The sequence below is a fragment of the Acidithiobacillus concretivorus genome, from assembly GCF_018853445.1.
GTDB lineage: Bacteria > Pseudomonadota > Gammaproteobacteria > Acidithiobacillales > Acidithiobacillaceae > Acidithiobacillus > Acidithiobacillus concretivorus.
The window spans coordinates 1-21,016 of the sequence record NZ_JABELD010000076.1; the positions used below are offsets into that span (position 1 = coordinate 1).

General features: G+C 55.9%; 23 protein-coding genes and 1 pseudogene. 12 read left to right on the top strand and 12 right to left on the bottom strand.

Going from position 1 to position 21,016, the window contains the following annotated elements:
* The 12 genes and pseudogenes from HJG40_RS15130 to HJG40_RS10540 form a co-directional block, all read left to right on the top strand.
* Positions 1–355 (top strand): annotated as a pseudogene (locus tag HJG40_RS15130) (transposase); the annotation flags it as partial.
* Between the two features lie 24 nt (positions 356–379).
* Positions 380–712, top strand: a complete 333-nt coding sequence (locus HJG40_RS15135; RefSeq protein ID WP_226857383.1) for a hypothetical protein — start codon at positions 380–382, stop codon at positions 710–712.
* Between the two features lie 208 nt (positions 713–920).
* Positions 921–1,094 (top strand): hypothetical protein, encoded by a 174-nt coding sequence (locus HJG40_RS10495; protein WP_215864142.1) that lies wholly within the window; start codon positions 921–923, stop codon positions 1,092–1,094.
* Between the two features lie 11 nt (positions 1,095–1,105).
* Positions 1,106–2,458 carry an IS1182 family transposase gene (locus HJG40_RS10500; protein ID WP_215864143.1) on the top strand — a complete coding sequence of 451 codons (1,353 nt, stop codon included), beginning with the start codon at positions 1,106–1,108 and terminating at the stop codon, positions 2,456–2,458.
* A gap of 192 nt (positions 2,459–2,650) precedes the next feature.
* A complete protein-coding gene (locus HJG40_RS10505; protein WP_215864144.1) occupies positions 2,651–3,451 on the top strand; it encodes a TIGR04255 family protein in 801 nt (266 codons plus the stop codon).
* Positions 3,452–3,468: 17 nt separating this feature from the next.
* Complete coding sequence (locus HJG40_RS10510; RefSeq protein ID WP_215864145.1) at positions 3,469–4,104, top strand: hypothetical protein; 636 nt, start codon at positions 3,469–3,471, stop codon at positions 4,102–4,104.
* Positions 4,105–4,122: 18 nt separating this feature from the next.
* On the top strand, positions 4,123–4,974 hold the full coding sequence (locus HJG40_RS10515; protein WP_215864146.1) for a hypothetical protein: 852 nt from the start codon (positions 4,123–4,125) through the stop codon (positions 4,972–4,974).
* Between the two features lie 447 nt (positions 4,975–5,421).
* Positions 5,422–6,759 carry a DNA cytosine methyltransferase gene (locus HJG40_RS10520; protein WP_215864147.1) on the top strand — a complete coding sequence of 446 codons (1,338 nt, stop codon included), beginning with the start codon at positions 5,422–5,424 and terminating at the stop codon, positions 6,757–6,759.
* Positions 6,749–8,305 (top strand): ATP-binding protein, encoded by a 1,557-nt coding sequence (locus HJG40_RS10525; protein WP_215864148.1) that lies wholly within the window; start codon positions 6,749–6,751, stop codon positions 8,303–8,305. Before HJG40_RS10520 ends, HJG40_RS10525 begins: the two co-directional genes overlap by 11 nt.
* Before the next feature lie 9 nt (positions 8,306–8,314).
* A complete protein-coding gene (locus tag HJG40_RS10530) occupies positions 8,315–10,540 on the top strand; it encodes a Z1 domain-containing protein (protein WP_215864149.1) in 2,226 nt (741 codons plus the stop codon).
* Positions 10,533–11,528, top strand: a complete 996-nt coding sequence (locus HJG40_RS10535; protein WP_215864150.1) for a PD-(D/E)XK motif protein — start codon at positions 10,533–10,535, stop codon at positions 11,526–11,528. Before HJG40_RS10530 ends, HJG40_RS10535 begins: the two co-directional genes overlap by 8 nt.
* 658 nt (positions 11,529–12,186) lie before the next feature.
* Positions 12,187–12,429 (top strand): CopG family ribbon-helix-helix protein, encoded by a 243-nt coding sequence (locus tag HJG40_RS10540; protein ID WP_215864151.1) that lies wholly within the window; start codon positions 12,187–12,189, stop codon positions 12,427–12,429.
* 113 nt (positions 12,430–12,542) lie between these two features.
* On the opposite strand, the gene tatC is transcribed toward HJG40_RS10540, so the two are convergent.
* The 12 genes from tatC to HJG40_RS10600 form a co-directional block, all read right to left on the bottom strand.
* The gene (gene tatC, locus HJG40_RS10545; RefSeq protein WP_215864152.1) at positions 12,543–13,367 is read right to left on the bottom strand and encodes a twin-arginine translocase subunit TatC; all 825 of its coding nucleotides are present in this window, start codon (positions 13,365–13,367) and stop codon (positions 12,543–12,545) included.
* A 128-nt stretch (positions 13,368–13,495) separates the two neighbouring features.
* Positions 13,496–13,894, bottom strand: coding sequence for a Sec-independent protein translocase protein TatB (tatB, locus tag HJG40_RS10550; RefSeq protein WP_215864153.1), 399 nt, complete (start codon positions 13,892–13,894; stop codon positions 13,496–13,498).
* Between the two features lie 6 nt (positions 13,895–13,900).
* The gene (gene tatA / locus HJG40_RS10555) at positions 13,901–14,125 is read right to left on the bottom strand and encodes a Sec-independent protein translocase subunit TatA (protein WP_193651180.1); all 225 of its coding nucleotides are present in this window, start codon (positions 14,123–14,125) and stop codon (positions 13,901–13,903) included.
* Between the two features lie 75 nt (positions 14,126–14,200).
* A complete protein-coding gene (gene hisIE / locus HJG40_RS10560; protein WP_215864154.1) occupies positions 14,201–14,893 on the bottom strand; it encodes a bifunctional phosphoribosyl-AMP cyclohydrolase/phosphoribosyl-ATP diphosphatase HisIE in 693 nt (230 codons plus the stop codon).
* 78 nt (positions 14,894–14,971) lie between these two features.
* Entirely contained in the window at positions 14,972–15,733 is a 762-nt protein-coding gene (gene hisF, locus HJG40_RS10565) for an imidazole glycerol phosphate synthase subunit HisF (protein ID WP_215864155.1), read from the bottom strand.
* A 3-nt stretch (positions 15,734–15,736) separates the two neighbouring features.
* Positions 15,737–16,465, bottom strand: a complete 729-nt coding sequence (gene hisA, locus HJG40_RS10570; protein ID WP_215864156.1) for a 1-(5-phosphoribosyl)-5-[(5-phosphoribosylamino)methylideneamino]imidazole-4-carboxamide isomerase — start codon at positions 16,463–16,465, stop codon at positions 15,737–15,739.
* 39 nt (positions 16,466–16,504) lie between these two features.
* The gene (hisH, locus tag HJG40_RS10575; protein ID WP_215864157.1) at positions 16,505–17,170 is read right to left on the bottom strand and encodes an imidazole glycerol phosphate synthase subunit HisH; all 666 of its coding nucleotides are present in this window, start codon (positions 17,168–17,170) and stop codon (positions 16,505–16,507) included.
* Complete coding sequence (hisB, locus tag HJG40_RS10580; RefSeq protein ID WP_215864158.1) at positions 17,167–17,766, bottom strand: imidazoleglycerol-phosphate dehydratase HisB; 600 nt, start codon at positions 17,764–17,766, stop codon at positions 17,167–17,169. Before hisB ends, hisH begins: the two co-directional genes overlap by 4 nt.
* Complete coding sequence (hisC, locus tag HJG40_RS10585; RefSeq protein ID WP_215864159.1) at positions 17,763–18,833, bottom strand: histidinol-phosphate transaminase; 1,071 nt, start codon at positions 18,831–18,833, stop codon at positions 17,763–17,765. Before hisC ends, hisB begins: the two co-directional genes overlap by 4 nt.
* On the bottom strand, positions 18,830–20,131 hold the full coding sequence (hisD, locus tag HJG40_RS10590; protein WP_215864160.1) for a histidinol dehydrogenase: 1,302 nt from the start codon (positions 20,129–20,131) through the stop codon (positions 18,830–18,832). The genes hisC and hisD overlap by 4 nt, the downstream gene beginning before the upstream one ends.
* The gene (gene hisG, locus HJG40_RS10595; protein WP_215858587.1) at positions 20,128–20,775 is read right to left on the bottom strand and encodes an ATP phosphoribosyltransferase; all 648 of its coding nucleotides are present in this window, start codon (positions 20,773–20,775) and stop codon (positions 20,128–20,130) included. Before hisG ends, hisD begins: the two co-directional genes overlap by 4 nt.
* Positions 20,772–21,016, bottom strand: a 245-nt coding sequence (locus tag HJG40_RS10600) for a carboxyvinyltransferase (protein ID WP_497006470.1), incomplete at its 5' end; no start/stop codon positions are given. The genes HJG40_RS10600 and hisG, both read right to left, overlap by 4 nt.

A 21,016-nucleotide genomic window follows, 5' to 3' on the forward strand; every position in this document is an offset into this window, starting at 1 on the left:
GCGAGTTTTTACCCGCCGGGACTGGGTGGATGCCGGACAAGGCTGGGAAGGCCGTGAGGATCGGATTCAACTGGCTGGATGGCAGCAGGATCGGCGGGTCGTGATCCTTCGGCGCTTACTGAAGGAAAACCTGATCGCTACCCAGGAACAGCGCGGTCAACTGGCCTTTGCTTTTGTGGACCGGTGCCAGACCAAGGTCTATGAATATGCCGTATTGGTGACCGATATCTCCGAAGGCATTTTGAGTGTCGCGCAGTTATATCGTGACCGGGCAGATGCCGAGAACGGTTTTGACGAACTCAAGAACCGATGGGGATGGGGTGGCTACACCACCCGGGATCTGGCGCGTTGCTGACTTTCTGCCCGGGCGGTGGGACTGGTGTATAACTGGTGGAGTTGGTACACCCGTTTGGCCTTCCCGGACATCCGCAAAGAAGCCATCACCAGCCGCCCATTACTGTTGTCCGCCATAGGCCGGAGCACAAAACACGCAGGTCAGACCCAGATTTACCTGACGCCCATGCATGCGGCGCACAACAAGGTAGAACGCGGAATCGAGAATATTCGCAAAGGATTACGGATGGTTCGGCAAACTGCGGAGCAGTATCTTGGACACTCCTCGTCAGCTATATCATCGCGCAAATTACCCAAAAACCATGGTCCCCACCGGAGGCCTTTCCAGCCCTTGGCGGGCCTTAACTGCTTTTTCTAGGATCAAGGGGCAATTACCATCTGCCGTACTGGCTGCCATTGAGGTTTGCGTCTAGTCACGGCTGACCGCAAAATCAGAGAGTACGGTAAGGTCGGTAACGCTCAAATACTGGTCATCTGACAGAGAGGAGAAGCAATTGAAAACCTTTTGTCTGGAACTCTCCGGCCCCTGGGCCTGTTTCACCCGGCCGGATATGAGGAGGATGCCCATGTCCGAACTCCACTTTGTCGTTGAAGAAGCTCCGGAAGGTGGCTTCATAGTCCGCGCTGTTGGTATGGACATTTTTACCGAGGCTGATGATCTGCCCGCGTTACATGCTCAGGTGCGGGATGCAGTGCTCTGTCATTTTGAGGACGCGCTCTATTCATTTGATTCAATGTGATGAGTGATTTTATGGCCCACTTCCTCAATGCTGACCGCAAGACCGATTATCTTCTGCCCCCCTCCATGGACGACTGGCTCCCGGAAGGTCACCTGGCCCGCTTTATTGTGGAAGTCATTGATCAGCTCGATCTCTCGCTACTGGTCCAACAATATGCGGGTCGTGGCCATAAGGCTTATCACTCAGCCACCCTCCTGGCGATTCTGGTCTACGGCTATGCCAACGGGGTCTTTTCCAGCCGTAAACTGGAACAAGCCACCTATGATTCCGTCGCGTTCCGTTACCTCGCGGCAGGCAGCCATCCAGATCACGATACCCTGGCCACCTTCCGTCGCCGTTTTCTGGGCGAACTGCAAGGATTGTTTATGCAGGTGCTGGAACTGGCACAGGAGATGAAACTGCTGAAGATTGGCCGGGTCTGTCTGGACGGCACCAAGATTCACGCCAACGCTTCCAAACATCAAGCCCTGTCCCATGGGCATATCGAACAGATGGAGCGTCATCTCCAAGCCGAAGTACAGGAACTCTTTGCACTGGCAGAACAAGCGGATCAGACCGGGATTCCCGAGGGCGTGAATCTGCCCGAAGAGATCCAGCGCCGAGAAGACCGGTTGGCCGTGATGGCAGCGGCCAAGGCGAAGATTGCCGAGCGGACACAGGCCCGTTATGCCAAAGAGAAAGCGCAGTACGACACGAAAATAGCACGCCGTGCAGAACAAGAAGCCCTGGGGCAAAAACCCCGAGGCAAAGCCCCCCAGGCACCGGATCCTACGCCTAAAGCGCAGGACCAGATCAATCTCACCGATGAAGAATCCCGCATCATGCCGGTCTCAGGCGGTGGCTTTGAACAAACCTATAATGCCCAGGCCGCCGTGGATGACCAGACAATGCTGGTGGTAGCCACCGGAGTCAGTCAGGCCCCCAATGACAAGGAACAGGTCATCCCCATGCTGGAAACCCTCCAGACACAAGCGGCGCAACTGGGACCAATAGAAGCGTTGGTGGCCGATACGGGTTACTGCAGCGAAAAGAATGTGGAGGCCTGCGAAGCCCTGGGGATCTCCCCTTTTATTGCCGTGGCCAAAGAAGAACACCATCCCGACTGGCGGCAGCGGCATACAGAACCGGAAGCCCTCCCTGAAAATGCGACCCGGATGCAGGCGATGATGCATCGCCTAAAGACGCAGGCAGGCCGAAGCGTTTACCGTCTGCGCAAACAAACGGTAGAACCAGCCTTCGGTATAATCAAATCCGTGATGGGATTCCGGCAGTTCTCCTTGCGCGGCCTACGTCAGGTGCAAGGAGAATGGAGTCTGGTCTGCCTGGCGTGGAACATAAAACGCATGGCCGTATTGCGTCTGTAGGGCAGGAAAATGCAGATAAACCGCAAAAAACAGGGCAATAATGACCGAAATCGACTCAAAATGAGCGATTTCAAAAATTTCGGGGCGAAATCTCGCAGTAGTCCGAAGTGAAGACCGACGGGCTGCTAGCCGCGTTTGCGTGGGTGTCAACCGTAATGTAAACTCATCGTGAAGCAAATCAGGAGGCGAACCGTGAGCGAGAGGATGTCCAATGCGCCTGTGTACTATGCACTGGCCCAGGCGCGATTCAACCCCATTGCCGCGATGTCCAAATATATCGAACAGGTACAGGATCGGCTGCGCCAAGAGGGGTATCCACTGTTCGAGCGACAGCAGGTCATGCGTCTTCGCGTACCAGGGGGGGGGCAGGACCAGGGCGAGCCGCCGCAAATCGATCAAGCGGAATCGTGGCTGATCACCCGTAATGACCGCACGGCTGGCTTCATCCTGGGAACATCGGGTATCACGTTTCACACGACCCATTATGAGACGCACGAAACTTTTATCCCTGCGCTGTTGCGAGGCCTTCAGATCGTTCATGAGGCCGTGGTGCTTGATCACGTCACTCGCTTGGGGCTGCGTTACCTGGATGCCGTGCTGCCACAGGATGGAGAAACTGTGGAGAGGTATCTTGTCGATGGGCTGCATGGTATCCGCTTTGGGGCACATCAAAGGTACTCTTTAAGCGAGTCGGTTTTCGATACTGATTTGGTGCCGGATCTCCCAAAAGGAACGCTCGTGGCTCGGGTATATCGCGCGACCTCGCCGCTTGGCTTTCCACCGGACATGATGCCAAACGGCTTGGTTTTGATGCCAAAGTTTCAAATCAAAGAACCTCAGCAGCATGCCGTTATCGATACCGATCACTATGTAGAAGCGCATATGCCGCTTGATTATAATAAGATTGGTGAATATTTGTCGATGCTGCACGCGACTACAAAAAGCGTTTTCAAGGCCATTGCGACCGACCACGCGCGAGCCGTGTGGTCGTAAACTGATAGGAGATAACCATGTTATGCACGCCTATGCCGTACAATTACCAAGCCGACAAGCCTGCAATCGCGTCCCGTCCATGGCCAGTCATCGACGGCTCAGGCAGTGAATATGATCCCAGGCAGGCTGGGCAGTGGGAGATTTTTTTTCAAGGGCGCAGACCAATACGCATTGATGTAGGCCAACACGAAGACCCGAGTGGGCAAGGGACTATTCTTGCTGTCAAACGGTCAGATGTGCGCACGGCGCAACAACACATCGCTAATATCCGGCAGGTCCTGAACCCAGCCATCACGGATCTGTCCATCGTTTTTGATGTCTCGCGCCAGGCAATTTATAAGTGGATCAGCGGCGACTCCACCCCGGAGTCCGACAAGCTCGCACGGATCGTTAAACTTAGCGGCGTGGCCGACGCCTTCCATGATGCGGGAGTATCCCGCGCGGCGGCGATTCTGAAAATGAAGGCATTCGATGGTCGGTCATTGCTGGATCTGATAGCGGTTGGTGAAAGTCGTCCCCAGCACGTCCAAGCCTTGATCGCGGAAGCCAAGGCGATGGATGCGGCGTATGTACGTTCGGGACTCGCGAGGTCGAAAGCCAAACCCACCAGTGATTGGCAGTCCTCCATATCCATTCCCGGCTCTCTTAAGTAATTCAGAGAGGAAGGCGATATGCTCGGGCGCGACACCCACTGGCGACAGGGTGATCTTCTTACCGCAGATTCGGCCCGATCGCTTGATTTTGGTGGCCGCGACGACACAACAGATCATAGGGTCATTGTTATCTCGCACGATTGCGACCTGCCCCACGAAGCCGAGCCCTTTGTGGAGGTGATCGTCGGGGATGTGATTGAAAAAAACGATCCCGCACTTTCCCACGCCAAAAACCCGCGTCGGCTGCACATGGCTTTCGAGAACGGCGATTGCCCGGCAATCACCCTTGAGCTTCGGCATACAGACCGGAAAGAGGTGCCGAAGACCGAATTCATGGAGAAAGCGGTAAAGGACGACTCCACTCTTCTTGGTGATGGCGAAAAGCGGACTCTGAAGCAGTGGCTTGCGGCTCGCTATGGCAGACCTGCCTTTCCCAATGCCTTTGAAGCTCGGCTACGAAAGCTCGTCGGCAAACAGACGGTTGATCGACACATTGCCAAGGTAGTGGGACCCTCTGCTTCCCATCTGGTGGCGCTGTTTTTCGACCTCGGTGAACAAAGAGGCGTCGAACTTGCCGACGGGGACCCCTACGCCATTTCGATCTCAGTGGTCTATGACGCAACGGAGGGCGGCTTTAACGCCAGGCAAGCTGCGGAAGATACGGCGGGGAAATTACGCGGGATATTCGAGGCAGCCTACGGCAAAGCGGAAGACGCTACGGAGATCGCCATTGAGGAGTGCGAAGCCGTGGCCGACACGCTTATGACATTGGCCGACCTGCGCAAGGTGGATCAATGGCGCCTGGAGTACATCAGTCTGAGCGACTGTGATGCGGGGGAGTTCCTCCCAGTCGGAGAAATTCCAGTTTGAACAGGCCGAAACATTGTGAGGGCTGATCCGCCCGCGAGGGCATCCAGCCGCAGCGCATCCGAGTGGAAATGCCGGGTGCTTCTCATCGGCGAGGCTATCCCCGGAACGAAGGCCCAGGTCCAGGAGATGATGGTGATGCGTGCTAAGCCCACCTACCCAATGGCGAGACGCTGGAACTCTGGGATTGAGTGCCAAAGATGGTGGACGCATAAAGGACATTGACAGTTGCCACAATCTGATGCAACGTGAGAGGCACACTATGGATAACGCTTCGAGGCAAACGCGAATTACGGTTTCTCTAGATTCTAGGGATTATAGGTTCTTGCGCGCCCTTACGAACGAGCGCTTTACGCCTGTCACCCGTAATACGCTGTGAACGGCGCCGTGAAAGACCTACTAGATCGCCGTGCTTCCAATCAACTGATCTTCCCGTTGGGCGACTAGACGATGGCAGGGCTGCGCTTCATTGATCTATTCGCAGGGCTTGGGGGATTCCATCAGGCCCTTGGGCGGCTCGGACATACGTGCGTGTTTGCATCGGAACTCAACCCCGTACTTGCTGATCTCTACGAAAGAAACTTCGGTATCTGCCCCCATGGCGATATTCGCGTAGCCTATTCCGAGGTGCCACCGCACGACATCTTGTGCGCAGGATTCCCGTGTCAGCCATTCTCGAAGGCAGGCGATCAGCTTGGTTTTGATTGCCCGCAGTGGGGCGATCTATTCGATTATGTGCTAAAAGTTCTACGCACTCATGAGCCCGCCTATCTGCTGATCGAGAACGTGCCGAACATTATTTGCCACGATGAAGGTAGGACATGGGAGAGGATCAAGAGGCGGTTAACGTCTCTAAAGTACAAGGTTGATGTGAAGAAACTCTCGCCGCATATGTTCGGCGTGCCGCAGGTACGCGAGCGCGCGATCATCGTCGGCGCGCGTGAAGGGCTTGCGCATTTCTTTTGGCCGAAGTCAACCCATGGACTGGAGCAGGTTTCAATCAGGGCGGTCCTTGACACGAACCCAATGGACGCCCGCAAGCTCGGGCCGAGGTTCGTCGAATATTTAGAGACATGGCAGGCACTGCTTGATGCTCTGCCACAGAACGAGAAGCTTCCTTCATTTCCGATTTGGGCGATGGAATTTGGAGCCACGTATCCCTACAGTGATAATACTCCTCATGTGCTTGGCTTCGACAATATCGCTCCCTATAGGGGAGCGCTTGGCCGCCCGCTCAAAGGCCTTACCACCGACGAAATTAAAGCAGCGATGCCTGCTTACGCACTGGATGAGGTCAAGAACTTCCCTGCGTGGAAGCAGCGTTTCATTCGCCAGAACCGCGAGTTTTACGAACGTCACAAGGCCGTAATTGATCCGTGGCTTCCCCGAATCAAAGATTTTGCCCCTAGCTTCCAGAAGCTGGAATGGAACTGGAAAGGCGGTCCACGCGACCTCTGGCAAGCGATCATTCAGTTCCGCGCGTCAGGGATACGGGCTAAGCGTCCCACAGCCGCACCGTCGCTTGTTGCTCTTACGACGAGTCAAGTGCCGGTTATCCCGTGGGAGCGCCGTTACATGAGTATGCGTGAGTGTGCACGGCTACAAAGCATGGGTGAACTCTCAAATCTGCCAGGCAATCAGGCCGCCGCGCACAAGGCACTTGGTAACGCGGTCAACGTTGATGTTATAACTGCCGTAGCCAAGGCATTGTTACCCTCTACGACCATGCGAGACACCGCCGTGAAACCCTCTGCCTGCAAGTGTGCTGGGGGTAACGTTGCTGCCTGAGCAAACTAAAAGTGGAGCGATCACAGCGGTTCCGATCCGTCCCGGCGTCAGCGTCCTCTCTATCCTGAGACATCTGAATTACAAGATATGGTTCGCTCTGGCCGAGTTCGTGGACAACGCTGTGCAGAGTTACCTTTCCAATAAGGAACGCCTTGAGGCACTGCACGGTCCCGCCTTCCGGCTGAAAGTGAACATCAACGTCGAGAACACAGCACCATCACGGATCATCGTCCGCGACAACGCTGCTGGCATCGCGCAGCGAGATTTTCCTCGCGCTTTTCGTCCTGCCGCCGTCCCGCCTGATCGCAGCGGGCTATCCGAGTTCGGTATGGGGATGAAAAGCGCCGCCTGCTGGTTCGCCCCGTGTTGGTCTGTGCGCACGAAGGCGCTTGGGGAGGCCGTTGAGCGGATGGTCCGGTTCGACGTTGCAAAAATCGTTCGCGACCAACTTGAAGAATTGGAGATCGACGAAATGCCGTCGATGCCCAGCGCGCACTTCACAGAGATCACCCTAGACGATCCTTATCACCTTCCGGCTAGCCGCACTGTCGGCAAGATCAAGGATCACCTAACGGACATCTACCGCGTCTATGTGCGCGAGGGCATCCTTGAACTTCGCTTGAATAGCGACCCCCTTGAGTACATGCCGCCGCGCATTCTCGTCGCGCCTTACGTGCGCAAGCCCGATAATGGCTCAAAGGAATGGCGGCGGGACATCAGATTCGATCTCGGCGGCGGTCTCTCCGCGCATGGCTTCGCGGGCCTTATGGACCCCATGAACACCAATCGGTCGGGCTTCGCACTCTTCCGACGCGGGCGCCTAATCGAAGGGAGCGGGGATGAGGGATACCGCCCACCCTTCATATTTGGTCAGCCCGGCAACTTCCGCTGGCGCAGGCTGTTCGGCGAGCTTCACATCGAAGGGTTTGAGGTAAGCCACACGAAGGACGGGTTTCGCTGGGATGAAAACGAGCAGCCCTTCCTCGAACTACTACGGGAAGAACTGGATGCCGATGAACTTCCGCTGTTGCGTCAGGCAGATATGTATCGTGTCCAGGCAACGCGCAACGAACTCGCCGAGGCCGCCCAAAAGGCAATCACCCGCGCTGTGGAAACTATGAAGGCCACTTTGCCGGAAGCTCTTCCTAGTGTCGCCAGTATGCAGCCAGTCGAGACCCCGGAAACTCCCTTACAGCCAGAGCCATCCACCCTCGCGACGAGGGAACTGCCCATTAGCTTTCGCGACCAGAAATGGTTGCTTCGCATCGAGTTAACGAGCGATCCTGCGCAGGGCGACTGGCTGGCGGTCAGCGATCAGCCCGCGCAGAAAGATGGCGTGCAAGTGCTGGAGATCAGGCTGTCCCTTGCTCATCCCTTTATGGTTAGCTTTGCCGAGACTGACCCTGAGGATGTGGAAGCCCTGTTGCGCGTCGCTGCAGGATTGGCTCTCTCCGAAAAACTGGCGCGTGGCGCGGGCGTAAAACTGGCGGGCACCATTCGCCGAAACCTGAATGAACTATTACGTGAAGCTCTCGCCAAACCATAGGTTCTGAAAATGCCAAATGTATCAGCCGTCATTACGTCTCTCGACCCGCAGCATCAGCCGGGGGCAAACTGGAGTCCGCATATCGGCGAAGAAGCACAGGAGCTTGTTGCCCGAAAACTCTTGCATGAAAGTCAGGAAGCGCGGGCCGCCGTTCTCAGTTCAGCCGCCTCAATTCTATCCAAGTCTGTCGATCCCAGAGACGGCACCGGCAGCGAAACAGGGCTCGTAGTTGGCTACGTGCAGAGCGGCAAGACTCTGTCATTTACGACCGTCATGGCCTTGGCGCGCGACAATGGGTTTCAGCTCATCATCGTTGTGGCCGGAACATCAAAGCTGCTCCTCAAGCAATCGACCGATAGGCTTAGAAAAGATCTTCGCATTGAAGAGATCGAAGGCTCGCTCCGTTGGAAACTCTACACGAACCCGCTCTATAACGAGACGAACCGCAGGCATATCCAACAGACTTTCGGTGAATGGCGTGATCCCGACGTTGCGCAGAGTGAGCGCGCGACGGTCCTCATCATGGTGATGAAGCAGCATGGATGGCTTCGCAAGCTCGTTGGGTTGCTACAGAGTCTAGATCTCAGCGGTGTGCCAACGCTCATCATCGACGACGAGGCCGATCAGGCGAGCCTGAATACGCTGGTCCGGCAACAGCGTCAGAGCACGACTTATCAGCGCCTGCTCGACGTGCGGGATGCAATCCCGCACCACACCTTTCTCCAATATACTGCCACGCCACAGGCGCCGTTGCTCATCAATATCATTGACGCGCTTTCACCGAGCTTCGTGGAGGTGTTGGAACCCGGCACCGGCTATGTTGGTGGGCATGACTTCTTCGCCGGCGACATGCCGTTCATCAGAGTGATCGATCTGGAGGATATTTCCACCGACGACAATCCACTCGATGGCCCGCCGGAACCTTTACGAGAGGCGTTGCGAACCTTCCTGCTTGGTGTCGCAGCCGGTCTGGTAGAGGGCCAGAGCGGCCGCAATCCGCGACGTTCGATGCTCGTTCACCCGTCGCAGCGGACGGATTCCCACGCCGAGTATTGGCGCTGGATCAGTGAGATGTTCGACGAATGGCAGCGCGTCTTGGAGCTTCCCGACGGTGATGTCGACAAGCAGGAACTGCTGGACGAGTTCCAGCAGGATCATACTGACCTTGCCACTACTGTGGACAATCTGCCCGCGTTTGACGAGTTGGCCCGGCGACTCCCGAGGGCGTTCCGCAAGACCAAGATCGAGCAGGTCAATGCACGCGGCGGCGTGACACCGGAGATAGACTGGAGCCAGTCCTATGGCTGGATATTGGTCGGTGGTCAGTCAATGGATCGCGGGTTTACCGTCGAGGGTCTGACCGTCACTTACATGCCGCGCGGACCCGGCATGGGGAATGCGGACACCGTGCAGCAGCGCGGCCGCTTCTTCGGGTATAAGCAACGCTATCTCGGCTTTTGCCGTATCTATCTGGAGCAGGAGGTGTTAAACGCCTTTATAGACTATGTGGCTCACGAAGAGGACATACGTCAGCAGCTTCAGGAGGTGCAGCGCAGTGGCCAGCACTTGAGCGCGTGGAAGCGAGCGTTTGTCCTTTCCCCGGATCTTCAGGCTTGTCGGCGTAATGTCATCCACAACAACTACGCGCGCGGCAATTATTCCGATCAATGGTTCTATCCGGCTATCGCGGAAGCGCCCGACGAGGTGCTGGAAGCGAACCGCAGGACGACGGCACAATTCCTCGCAGGGCTTGAACTTGAGGTCGATCCTGATCTTGCTGATCGCGAACCTGCGCAGCGGCACAAGGTGTGCCGTGGCCTCTCGCTCGCACAGGTGGTCAGTGACCTGGTCGTGCCGTTCAGGGTCACGGGCGCAGCAGATTCCCGGAATCTGGTTGGCGCGATGCTCCAGCTTTCCAAGGCGCTGGATAACGACGACGAGCATTGCACCGTCTATCAGATGAGCCCCGAGTATGCGCGTTCTCGTACAATCGACGCCAACGGCGAGATCAACAACATCTTCCAAGGCGCGACGCGGCTTGCGTCGGGTGGATATAGCTATCCTGGCGACGCCGCCTTTCATGACGGCGACACTGTGACTATCCAGTTCCATACGCTTCAACTTCGCCGGAACGACGCCGTTGTCGTCGAGAATGTGCCAGTGATCGCCATTTGGATACCAAGACGGCTTGCAGTGGATTGGGTCTCCCAGCATCAGGGCGAGCAGGATGCCTGAGACTTCCCTTTCCGATTTGCTGACCTCAGTTGAGTTCCTCATGCTGGGCGCAGAAGAGGGTTCGTTCACGGTGCGCTCGATTCCGGGATATGAGCGTCACTATGTTGGCTGGAGCAGCGCAGGGCAGCCTAGCATTCTTCTCGGCAGCCCGCCTGGCGCGTTTTACACGCCGGTGCGGCTCGCGCTGCTTGAGGCCCGTTTCGGTAATCTACACCACATCCATCCGGTGGGCGGCGAAGAACGTGAGGAATTGCTATCTGTCATCACCTGCACCTCGCACGATTCGCAGGCACAGGCATACTTCCTGCATGTATGTGAGACGATCCTTCGCATCGTCGGTCCGAACCCTTCGTTGTACGCCATCGTGCAGGTTGTCCAGCGTCTCATCGAACTTTTTCGGCACCTCTCACGCCCTGCCTCGCGCTCGCTAAATGGCCTACTGGGCGAACTGTTCTTGATTGCCGCAAGCCGCGACGTGTGCGCATCGGTCGCCGCATGGCGCAGCACGGACATGGACCGTTTCGATTTCTCGACCGGCAATGTGCGCCTTGATGTGAAGGCGTCAGGCGAACGGCTGCGAGTACATCATCTGTCCGCCGAACAATGTCAGCCGCCTGTCGGGACGGTTGGATTGCTTGCCTCACTGTTCATTGAGGGCAGCGGCGCTGGCCAATCGCTGCGTGAACTTGTGACCACAATTGAGGCAGCCTTGGTGGGCAATGACTGCCTTATCCTGAAGTTTCAAGAGACCGTGGCGGGAACCTTGGGTGAAAGTCTGCCGACCGCTATGGGGGCCCGCTTCGATGACCGTCTAGCCCTCGCATCGCTGCGTTTCTATGACTTGGCGATGGTGCCAGCGATCCGTGATGGTGTGCCACCCGGGGTGAGTGGCGTGCATTTTCGCTCTGACCTATCACTCACGGAACCGCTCAGCGAGAACGACATGTTGGCGATGCCCGAGATGGTATTTCAATTTATACCGAAGTAAATTGAGGAATGGGCACAAGGTGGCCAGTTAGTATCTGCGTGGTGTGCGGAGCAATGCGTCAACCCAAGGTGCTGGTTATGCTGGTCATCTCTGGTATCGGAGCCTGTAGAATGGGCTCTCGGGGAAGGGCTGATCCCGGAGCGATTTCGTTTTCACGACATTCGGGCCGATGTCATTACCGCAGTTGATGGTAAGTGCTTAGGCAACCCACCCTTGCGGGTTGGCGCCGATCAGGCTAATGCAGATTTTTTCCAGTTCCACGGTAAGAGTTCGTGGAGTTTTTTGTTGGGCCAGGTCGGGAGATTATGGAAGATAATCAAGATCCCATTCCACTCTCTGTCCTCCAGCACTGGGTTTACTGCCCGCGTCAGTGCGGGTTGATCCATTTGTCAAAAAAATCTGGCCAAAATTTGGCAGTAGTCCGAAGTTAAAACCGACGGGCTGCTAGTTTGTCGTAAATGATCCAGGGTGTCCTGCGTGGAGGTAACCCGATCGGTATCACTCTGAGAGTGTATGCCCATAAATTTGATTTTTTTATATTATTTTCACGCGACTTAAGCGTATTAAGGCTTCGCGTAAGTTTTCGTACCATTGGACTTCAGACTCCGTCGTCGTATCTTATGTATACTTAGTCATACATTGAGCACGGAGATGCATCATGTCGTCCGTATTGACTATCAGAGTGCCAGAAGCCGTTCAGCATGATTTGGAATCGTTGGCGGAAATGACCGGGCGTAGCCGGTCCTGGTTGGCTATGGAAGCCATCAAAGAGTATCTAGAAAGGGAGCAATGGCAGGTATCCCAGATTCATGCTGGGCTTGTAGAAGCTGATGCCGGAGATTTTGCTAGCACAGAGGAAGTTGCGGGTGTGTTTGACAAATGGGCTTCGCGTGCAGGTTAAGTTTGTAAAGATGAAGCCGAGCGCCACTTTTTAGCCTTGGCACTTTCCCTATCCCAGTCATGGTCTTGTCGGCATTGCCCAAAGGGTGCCGCACAGATATTGGGGATAAGTTTTTACTGCTCCTCGTCATCCTTGTTCCGGAAACTCTCCTCTGCCGCATCCATTTCGTCGGCAGCACTGCGATCAGGGGTTTCTTCTTCAACATTTTCTGCAACAGGTTGAGGCGTCCGGATACGTCCCGCAAAGAACAAACCCAATTCGAAGAGCATGTACATGGGGATGAGGAGCAGCACCATGGACATGACATCGGGGGGGCTGAGGACGGCTGAGGCGATGGCGCACACTAAAAACGCATAGCGCCGACTCCGCCGCAAGGTCGCAACCTGAAGAATACCGACGCGTACCAGCACGACAATCAAAATAGGAATTTGAAAGGCCAGACCAAAGGCCAGAGAAAACTTGACGATCAGGGACAGATAGCTGTCCACTTTTGGCATGGCGGTGATATCTGAACCAGAAAAACTGGTAAAAAAACGAAACGCGTTGGGAAACACCACAAAATACGCAAAGAGCATTCCGCCAATAAACAGAAATATCGAAGCGAAAATGAGGGGGAAAAATGCCTTGCGCTCGTGTTCATATAAGCCCGGAGCCAGAAAAGCCCAAAATTGATAAAGCACCACGGGCAGTGCCAGCACAAATCCTGAAATCAGGGACAACTGAACATAGGTAAGAAATACTTCGGGAAGGCTGGTGTAGATCAGGTGACTGCCTTTGGGCAGAACTGCAATCAGGGGGGCAGCAAGAATATTATAAATGGTTTTGGAAAAGGGATAGGAAACGAGAAAACCAACAAAAATGGCGATGACCGATACCAGTACCCGGCGACGCAGTTCCAGCAAATGACCAATAAAAGTGTTCTCCGCCAATTTCTCCATGGTTAAACAATTTCCTCAGGCGGAATACAAAAAAAAGTGTGTGTGCAAGCATCCAGGCCGTATGGAGGATTAGATGGCATACAGGAAAAAGTGAAAATAACTACTCCATCAGCAGTAGAAAACCGCCATCAATGCAGGCGATCTTCTGGTCCAGGTAGGTCATCAGAATGTATGGCTGGAGGCACGACATCAATGTCGAGTTCCGTTTGTCTGGGACCGCTTTCTTGTGGAGTGGGTGCTTCGGAGGCAAGCTCATTGGCACGGGTTTCCCGAAGCGAAGCAGAGGCTGTTATGTCACCCGGTAAAATTTCCTCACTGGCATAATCCCGCAACTTGTCTGCTTCCTTGCGCAAATCATCCAGCAGAAGCTGCTGCTCTACTTCAGAACGCAAACCATTCATGGTACGGCGCATGGCACCGTACCACTTGCCTGCAGTACGGGCCATTTCAGGCATTTTTTCCGGGCCGACAACCAGTAGAACAATAATGCCCAGAAGTGCCAGTTCGCCAAAGCTGAAATCAAACATGCAAGATCAACGATTAACGGTTTCGTGCTCTTTACTGGGTTGAACGCTGGCATCAATGGTATGACCGATGCTCGCATCCTTTTTCTCTTCTTCCTCTTCCTTGACGGCAGAACGGAAGCTTTTGATTGCAGAGCCTAGATCCGAGCCGACATTCCGCAATTTTGCGGTGCCAAACAGGGCTACAACAATCAATAAAATAATCACCAAATGCCAGATACTAAAAGCGCCCATCACTGCTCTCCTTGCCCCGAAGGGGCTATGCGCTACAACCTAACTCTTTGACCATAGAAAAAAAATTCTGTTGCGTCAAGCCAGTGGACGCCGTGCAGCTTTTTCATCCAGGCCGGAAATTCCTTCACGTTTCGCCAGTTCAGCGAGGACATTATCTATATGCAAATCCTGTTCCTCCAGAGCCACCATCAGGTGAAACAGCAGGTCGGCGGCCTCGGCAATGATCGGCTTTTTCTCATGATTTTTGCAGGCCAACACAAACTCAGTGGCCTCTTCGCCCACTTTTTTCAGGATCCGGTCCTGGCCGCCATGGAGCAGTTGCGCGACGTAGGACTGGCCTGGATCAGCCTGCCGACGTTGATGCAAGGTGCTCTGCAAGCTGTCGAGAATGCTGCCTGGGGGCGGAGTCTGGTGCTGCCAGCCCTCGGCACTGGGGGCTCCCTGAAAAAAGCAGGTAGCCTCTCCGGTATGGCAGGCTGGTCCTTCCTGTATGACCCGCATCAGCAGCGTGTCGCCGTCACAATCCAGGCGCAGATCGACCAGATGCTGAAAATGGCCGGAGCTTTCGCCCTTACGCCAGAGGGCTTGCCGGGAACGTGACCAGTAGGTACCCATGCCGTCCTGCAAAGTGGCTGTTAGAGCTTCGGCATTCATCCAGGCGAGCATCAGGACCCTACCGCTGCGGGCATCCTGGGCAATGGCCGGAACCAGGCCATCGGCATTCCAGCGTACGGCTGCCAGGAAAGCGTTGTACTGGTTATCACCCATGCCGCTATAAACCCCCGAAGTATGTGTGTTTCTATAAACTACGCAATATGCCGGATGCTGGATGCACGCCCGGCGTTTTCAGATGTTCTCCCGCACGGGAATGCCGGCTTTGACCATTTCGGCTTTAACTTCAGCAATACGAAACTGCCCGAAATGAAAGACACTGGCGGCCAGCACGGCGTCGGCATGCCCCTGCACAATGCCCTCGGCAAAATGTTCAATGGCACCGACGCCACCCGAAGCGATGACCGGAACCGGAACCGCATCACTGACGGCGCGGGTTAATTCCAGATCAAATCCTAGTCCGGTTCCATCCCGATCCATGCTGGTCAGCAGGATTTCTCCGGCACCATAGTCTGCCATCTGCTGTGCCCAGGTGATGGCGTTGAGACCTGTGGAATGACGGCCTCCATGGGTAAACACCTCCCAGTGGTCATCGACGCGTTTGGCATCAATAGCGACCACGATGCAGGAGTTGCCAAAACGCCGGGCCGCCGCACGCACCAGTTCTGGTTCCTTGACGGCTGCACTATTGATACTGACTTTGTCCGCGCCTGCCAGCAGTAGCGTGCGGATGTCTTCGACGCTGCGCACCCCGCCACCGACGGTCAGGGGGATGAATACCTGAGCAGCAACTGCCGATACCACCTCTGCCAGGGTGCCTCTTTGTTCATAACTAGCAGAAATATCGAGAAAAGTCAGCTCGTCAGCGCCCTCATCGTTGTAGCGTTTGGCTACTTCTACCGGATCGCCGGCATCGCGCAGGGCGACGAACTGGACACCTTTGACGACGCGGCCATGGTCAATATCCAGACAGGGAATGATGCGCCTGGAAAGCATATCCTAAGCCTCGGCCCGGGCGCGGGCACTGGCAAAGTCCAGTGTCCCTTCATATATCGCCCGGCCGGTGATAGCACCCATTACCCCATCGTCTTCGTGGGCTTTGAGCGCCAGCACCTGGTCGAGGTCGGCAATGCCTCCCGAGGCGATGACCGGGACCTGGACAGCCTGCGCCAGTGCTACTGTGGCGGGTATATTGGGTCCACTCAACATGCCGTCGCGGCTGATATCCGTGTAAATGATGGCTTCGATGCCATCAGCAGCAAAATGTTGGGCAAGATCCACAGGATCGTGGCGGGACAGCTTGGACCAGCCTTCGGTAGCCACCTTACCATCCCGGGCGTCAATGCCGACCATGATGTGGCCGGGGAAGCTGACGGCTGCATCACGGACGAAGCCCGGTGCCTTGACTGCCTGAGTGCCGATAATGACATAGCGCACCCCCGCCTGAATGTAGGTTTCAATTTGTTCTTCGCTGCGGATACCGCCGCCAACCTGAATTTCGAGGTCTGGAAACTGTTCGCAAATGGCCGCGATGGCTTTGGCATTGACTGGCTCACCCTGTACGGCTCCATCCAGATCAACAATATGCAGACGTTTTGCGCCACCATCTACCCAACGCTGGGCCGTGGCAACGGGGTCATCAGAAAAAATGGTATGGTCTTCCATCCGTCCCTGGCGCAAGCGCACACAACTGCCGCCTTTAAGGTCGATGGCCGGAATCAACAGCATGACAACATCCTCCGTAAAAAATTTTTCAGCAAGATCAGCTTAGATGGCACATTGGGAGCCGCAGTCTCCATCCCAGGTAAGAAAATTGCCGAGCAGGCGCAGGCCGGCATTGCCACTTTTTTCGGGGTGACATTGCATGGCAAAAAGGTTGTCTGCGGCGACTGCTGCGCAGAAGGGAAAAGCGTAATCGCTGAAAGCCGCCAGAATTTCTGGTGCAGAAGGCTCCACGTAATACGAATGCACAAAATAAAATTGGGCATTTTGTGGAACGCCAGCGAACAGCGGGTGATCCACCAGTTGATGCAACTCATTCCAGCCCATATGCGGGATTTTCAGGCGACGACCATCGGCGCTGTGCAGGGCTTCTTCAGGAAAGGGAATGACGCGGCCCGGCAGGAGGCCAAGACCCGAATGTTCGCCATGTTCTTCACTGCTGTCCATCAGCATCTGCATGCCCAGACAGATGCCCAGAAAGGGGCGGGTCTGGGTAGCTACCCGGACAAAATCACTGAGTTCGCGCGCTTCCAATGCCGCCATACAATCCCCAAAGGCGCCAACGCCGGGGAAAATAATGCGATCCGTGGTGGCCAGTTCACTCACCTGATCACTGACAACGGCTTTACCGCCCAGATATTCCACGGCCTTGGCCACGGAATAGAGGTTCCCCATCCCGTAATCAATAATGCCCACCCTGGTGCCGTTCATAGGCTCAGGGTTCCTTTGGTACTGGGAATATTACCGGCCATGCGTGGGTCGGGGCTGACCGCCATGCGCAGGGCGCGACCACAGGCCTTGAACAGGGTTTCGGCAATGTGGTGGGTATTGCGGCCGCGCAAGGCATCCAGATGCAGGGTGAGCATGGCGTGGTTAACGAATCCCTGAAAAAACTCATAGAAAAGGTCCACATCAAAGCCGCCGACCTGGGCACGCGGGAATTCTACGGCAAACACCAAGCCCGGACGGCCGGAAAGATCCACAACCACCCGCGACAGGGCTTCGTCCAGAGGCACATAAGCGTGTCCATAGCGCTGGATGCCGGATTTGTCTCCCACTGCCTGGGCAAAAGCCTGACCCAGCGTGATGCCAATGTCTTCGACCGTATGATGGGCATCAATGTCGAGATCGCCGTGAGCCTGAATGCTCAGATCAAAAAGCCCATGACGCACAATCTGATGAATCATGTGGTCGAGAAAAGGCAGGCCAGTATGCAGATCTGCCTGTCCCGAGCCATCCAGATTGATCTGGACGCGAATCTGGGTTTCGAGGGTGTTTCTTTCGACTTCAGCTTGGCGCGGCTTCACAGTAATGACTCCAGTACGGAGAGAAAACGGCTGTTTTCGGCAGGTTTGCCGACACTTACCCGCAGATAGTCGCCGAGACGGGGGTGGCCTGTAAAGGCTTTGATCAATATCCCTGCGTTTTTCAGGCCTGAATAAACTTGCGCCGCTTTCCCGGGTGTGTGGAAAAGCAGGAAGTTGGCAGCACTGGGCCAGACGGGCAGACGCATGGTCGTAATGGCCCTGAACATTTTGTCTCGTTCGGCGCGCAGAATATCCGCCTGTTCATCAAGGACGGTGCTGTGCTGGAGATAAAAGGCGGCGCTGCGCTGGGTCAATATGTTGATATTGTAGGGCAGGCGTAATTTGTCCAGTTCCTGAATCCAGGCGGATGGCCCTGCCAGCATGCCGAGGCGGAGTCCTGCCAGGCCTTCTTTGGAAAGTGTACGCAATAACAGCAGGTTGGGATATTGTCCGAGTCGCCCGGCAAAAGTGGTTTGACTGAAGGCATGATAGGCTTCATCCACAACCACCAGACCAGGAGCCGCCTGGATAATGGCCGCGAGGTCGGCTTCCGGGAACAGGCTGCCGCTGGGGTTGTTGGGCCAGTCGAGAAACACGATGGCGGGCTGGTGCTCGGCAATAGCCCGGAGCATGGCGGGCAAATCCAGCTGAAATTCCGCATCCAGGGGCACGCCGACGAAGGGCAGTCCCAGTTGCTCGGCGAGCAGGCGATACATCACGAAACTGGGATCAACCGCCATGATCGGCCGTCCTGCTCCTGCCACAGCAGTTACTAGAATCTGAATCAGTTCATCGGAGCCGTTGCCCAGCATGAGTTCAATACCTGCAGGCAGGCCGATATGCCTTTTGAGGGCAGCAATCAGGCTCTCAGGGTGGGGATCAGGATAACGGTTAATGGGGGCATCGCTCAGGCTTTCCAGCCAGGCCTGGCGCAGCAGTTCGGGAAGCCCATAGGGATTTTCCATGGCATCCAGCTTGATCAGGCCGGTGCTGGGTACGACTGCATAAGCTTTGCTGGCCAGCAGTTCCGGGCGCAACAGTGCTGCCATCAGCGACTGGCTGCTCATTTTTGCCGGTCCGTGACGCGACAAGCTGCGGAACGGGCATGGGCGGTCAGCCCTTCACCCAGCGCCAGACGCTCGGCCAGGCGGCCCAGGGTGTTAGCGCCAGCCGCACTGGCCTGAATGAGGCTGCTACGTTTGACAAAATCATAAACACCCAGCGGTGAAGAAAACCTTGCACTGCCCCCTGTGGGGAGAACATGATTGGGTCCGGCCACATAATCGCCCAGCGCTTCACAACTATGAATACCCATGAATATGGCGCCCGCATTATGAATGTCGGGCAGCCAGCTTTCCGGATCCGCTACTGCCAGCTCCAGATGTTCTGCGGCAATCCTATTGGCGACCGCGCAGGCTTCAGCACGGTCGTGCACGCGAATGACCGCCCCGCGATCTGCCCAGCTTTTACTGGCGATGGGGGCGCGGTCGAGCACGCTCAGGGCCTGATCCACTGCGGTGACCACAGCGTCAATGTGGGCGTCATCCCAACTGATGAAAATACTCTGGGCAATTTCATCGTGTTCTGCCTGAGACAGCAAATCCCAGGCTAGCCATTCTGCAGGCGCAGACCCATCACTGATCACCAGGATTTCGCTGGGGCCGGCAATCATGTCGATGCCTACCCGACCAAAAACCATACGCTTGGCCGTGGCGACATAAATATTGCCGGGACCGACGATTTTGTCGACGGCGGGAACAGTTTCGGTTCCATAAGCCAGTGCCGCAACGGCTTGAGCACCCCCCACGCAAAACACCCGATGCACCCCGGCAATGGCGGCAGCGGCCAATACCCAGGCGTTCACCTGACCTTTGGGGGTGGGGACAACCATGATGATCTCCTGAACCCCGGCAACGTGGGCAGGAATGGCGTTCATCAGGACCGAGCTGGGGTAGGCGGCTTTGCCGCCGGGCACATAAATGCCGACCCGGGACAAGGGCAAAATGCGTTGACCGAGCCGGGTACCATCGGCTTCGCTGAAACTCCAGCTCTCGCTACGCTGATGTTCGTGATAGGCGCGAATGCGTTGGGCGGCTTCTTCCAGAGCCGCACGCTGCAACGGTTCGAGGCTGTTTAAAGCCTTTTCCAGAGCATTCCGGGGAATTTCCAGATCAGCCGCAGACGTGGTGCTCAGACCATCGAAGCGTTCGGTAAATTCTCGTAAGGCGGCATCACCCCGATCGCGCACAGCATTGACAATCTCCCTGACCCGGCCTTCTACCTGATCATCCAGATTGGCATCCCAATCATGCAGGGCATGAAATTGTCGGGTGAAATCGGGGTCGCGGGTGTCGAGACGATTCATGAGCGGACCTGTGCCTCCAGTTGGGTAATCAGCTGTTCAATGGCGCGACGCTTGAGTTTCATGGCTGCCCGGTTGACCACCAGACGGCTGGAAATCGGCATGATTTCTTCGACTTCGACGAGGCCGTTTTCCAGAAGCGTCCGACCGCTGGAAACCAGGTCGACAATGCGATCCGCCAGTCCGACCAGGGGCGCCAGTTCCATGCTGCCGTACAATTTGATGATTTCGGTTTGCACCCCACGGCCATGAAAATAGTCCCGGGTAATGTGCGGGTATTTAGTGGCAATCCGCACCCGCTCCCAGCGTTGCGGGGCATCGGTAGCGGCCAGCGCAGCAGGCTCTGCCACAGACATGCGACATAGACCAATGCGCAAGTCCAGCGGTTCATACAAATCCAGTCCTTCCTGTTCCAGCAGTACATCTTTTCCGGCAATGCCGACATCGGCAGCACCCCAGGTCACATAGGTAGGCACATCGCTGGCACGAATCACCAGAAAACGCACTTGCGGATCGGTGCTGGGAATGATGAGTTTACGGGATTCATCGGGATCTTCGGCCAGTTCGATGCCCGCACCGGCAAATAACGGAATGGCTTCCTGAAGAATACGGCCCTTGGACAGGGCGATGGTGATGCCGGTATTCATGATGCGCTCCTGAGACCACTATTGCTGATACGTCGAATATCCGCGCCGAGAGCGCCCAGTTTTTCTTCAATGACTTCGTAGCCACGATCCAGATGATAAATCCGGTCGATCAGGGTTTCCCCTTCAGCGACCAGACCAGCCAGAACCAGGCAGGCCGAGGCACGCAAATCGGTGGCCATGACCGGTGCGCCGCGCAACTTCGGAACGCCCCGGACTACCGCCGTTTTACCATCGGCGGTAA

What these genes read in the sequence shown, in the direction of transcription:
- hisF (WP_215864155.1), bottom strand. Translation starts at nt 15,733, where the DNA reads ATGCTTTCCAGGCGCATCATTCCCTGTCTGGATATTGACCATGGCCGC.
- tatA (WP_193651180.1), bottom strand. Translation starts at nt 14,125, where the DNA reads ATGGGCGCTTTTAGTATCTGGCATTTGGTGATTATTTTATTGATTGTT.
- HJG40_RS10515 (WP_215864146.1), top strand. Translation starts at nt 4,123, where the DNA reads ATGCTCGGGCGCGACACCCACTGGCGACAGGGTGATCTTCTTACCGCA.
- hisG (WP_215858587.1), bottom strand. Translation starts at nt 20,775, where the DNA reads ATGAATACCGGCATCACCATCGCCCTGTCCAAGGGCCGTATTCTTCAG.
- hisD (WP_215864160.1), bottom strand. Translation starts at nt 20,131, where the DNA reads ATGAATCGTCTCGACACCCGCGACCCCGATTTCACCCGACAATTTCAT.
- tatB (WP_215864153.1), bottom strand. Translation starts at nt 13,894, where the DNA reads ATGTTTGATTTCAGCTTTGGCGAACTGGCACTTCTGGGCATTATTGTT.
- HJG40_RS10540 (WP_215864151.1), top strand. Translation starts at nt 12,187, where the DNA reads ATGTCGTCCGTATTGACTATCAGAGTGCCAGAAGCCGTTCAGCATGAT.
- HJG40_RS10530 (WP_215864149.1), top strand. Translation starts at nt 8,315, where the DNA reads ATGCCAAATGTATCAGCCGTCATTACGTCTCTCGACCCGCAGCATCAG.
- HJG40_RS10535 (WP_215864150.1), top strand. Translation starts at nt 10,533, where the DNA reads ATGCCTGAGACTTCCCTTTCCGATTTGCTGACCTCAGTTGAGTTCCTC.
- tatC (WP_215864152.1), bottom strand. Translation starts at nt 13,367, where the DNA reads ATGGAGAAATTGGCGGAGAACACTTTTATTGGTCATTTGCTGGAACTG.
- HJG40_RS10500 (WP_215864143.1), top strand. Translation starts at nt 1,106, where the DNA reads ATGGCCCACTTCCTCAATGCTGACCGCAAGACCGATTATCTTCTGCCC.
- HJG40_RS10510 (WP_215864145.1), top strand. Translation starts at nt 3,469, where the DNA reads ATGTTATGCACGCCTATGCCGTACAATTACCAAGCCGACAAGCCTGCA.
- hisC (WP_215864159.1), bottom strand. Translation starts at nt 18,833, where the DNA reads ATGAGCAGCCAGTCGCTGATGGCAGCACTGTTGCGCCCGGAACTGCTG.
- HJG40_RS10495 (WP_215864142.1), top strand. Translation starts at nt 921, where the DNA reads ATGTCCGAACTCCACTTTGTCGTTGAAGAAGCTCCGGAAGGTGGCTTC.
- HJG40_RS10520 (WP_215864147.1), top strand. Translation starts at nt 5,422, where the DNA reads ATGGCAGGGCTGCGCTTCATTGATCTATTCGCAGGGCTTGGGGGATTC.
- hisA (WP_215864156.1), bottom strand. Translation starts at nt 16,465, where the DNA reads ATGCTGTTGATTCCGGCCATCGACCTTAAAGGCGGCAGTTGTGTGCGC.
- hisH (WP_215864157.1), bottom strand. Translation starts at nt 17,170, where the DNA reads ATGAACGGCACCAGGGTGGGCATTATTGATTACGGGATGGGGAACCTC.
- hisIE (WP_215864154.1), bottom strand. Translation starts at nt 14,893, where the DNA reads ATGGGTGATAACCAGTACAACGCTTTCCTGGCAGCCGTACGCTGGAAT.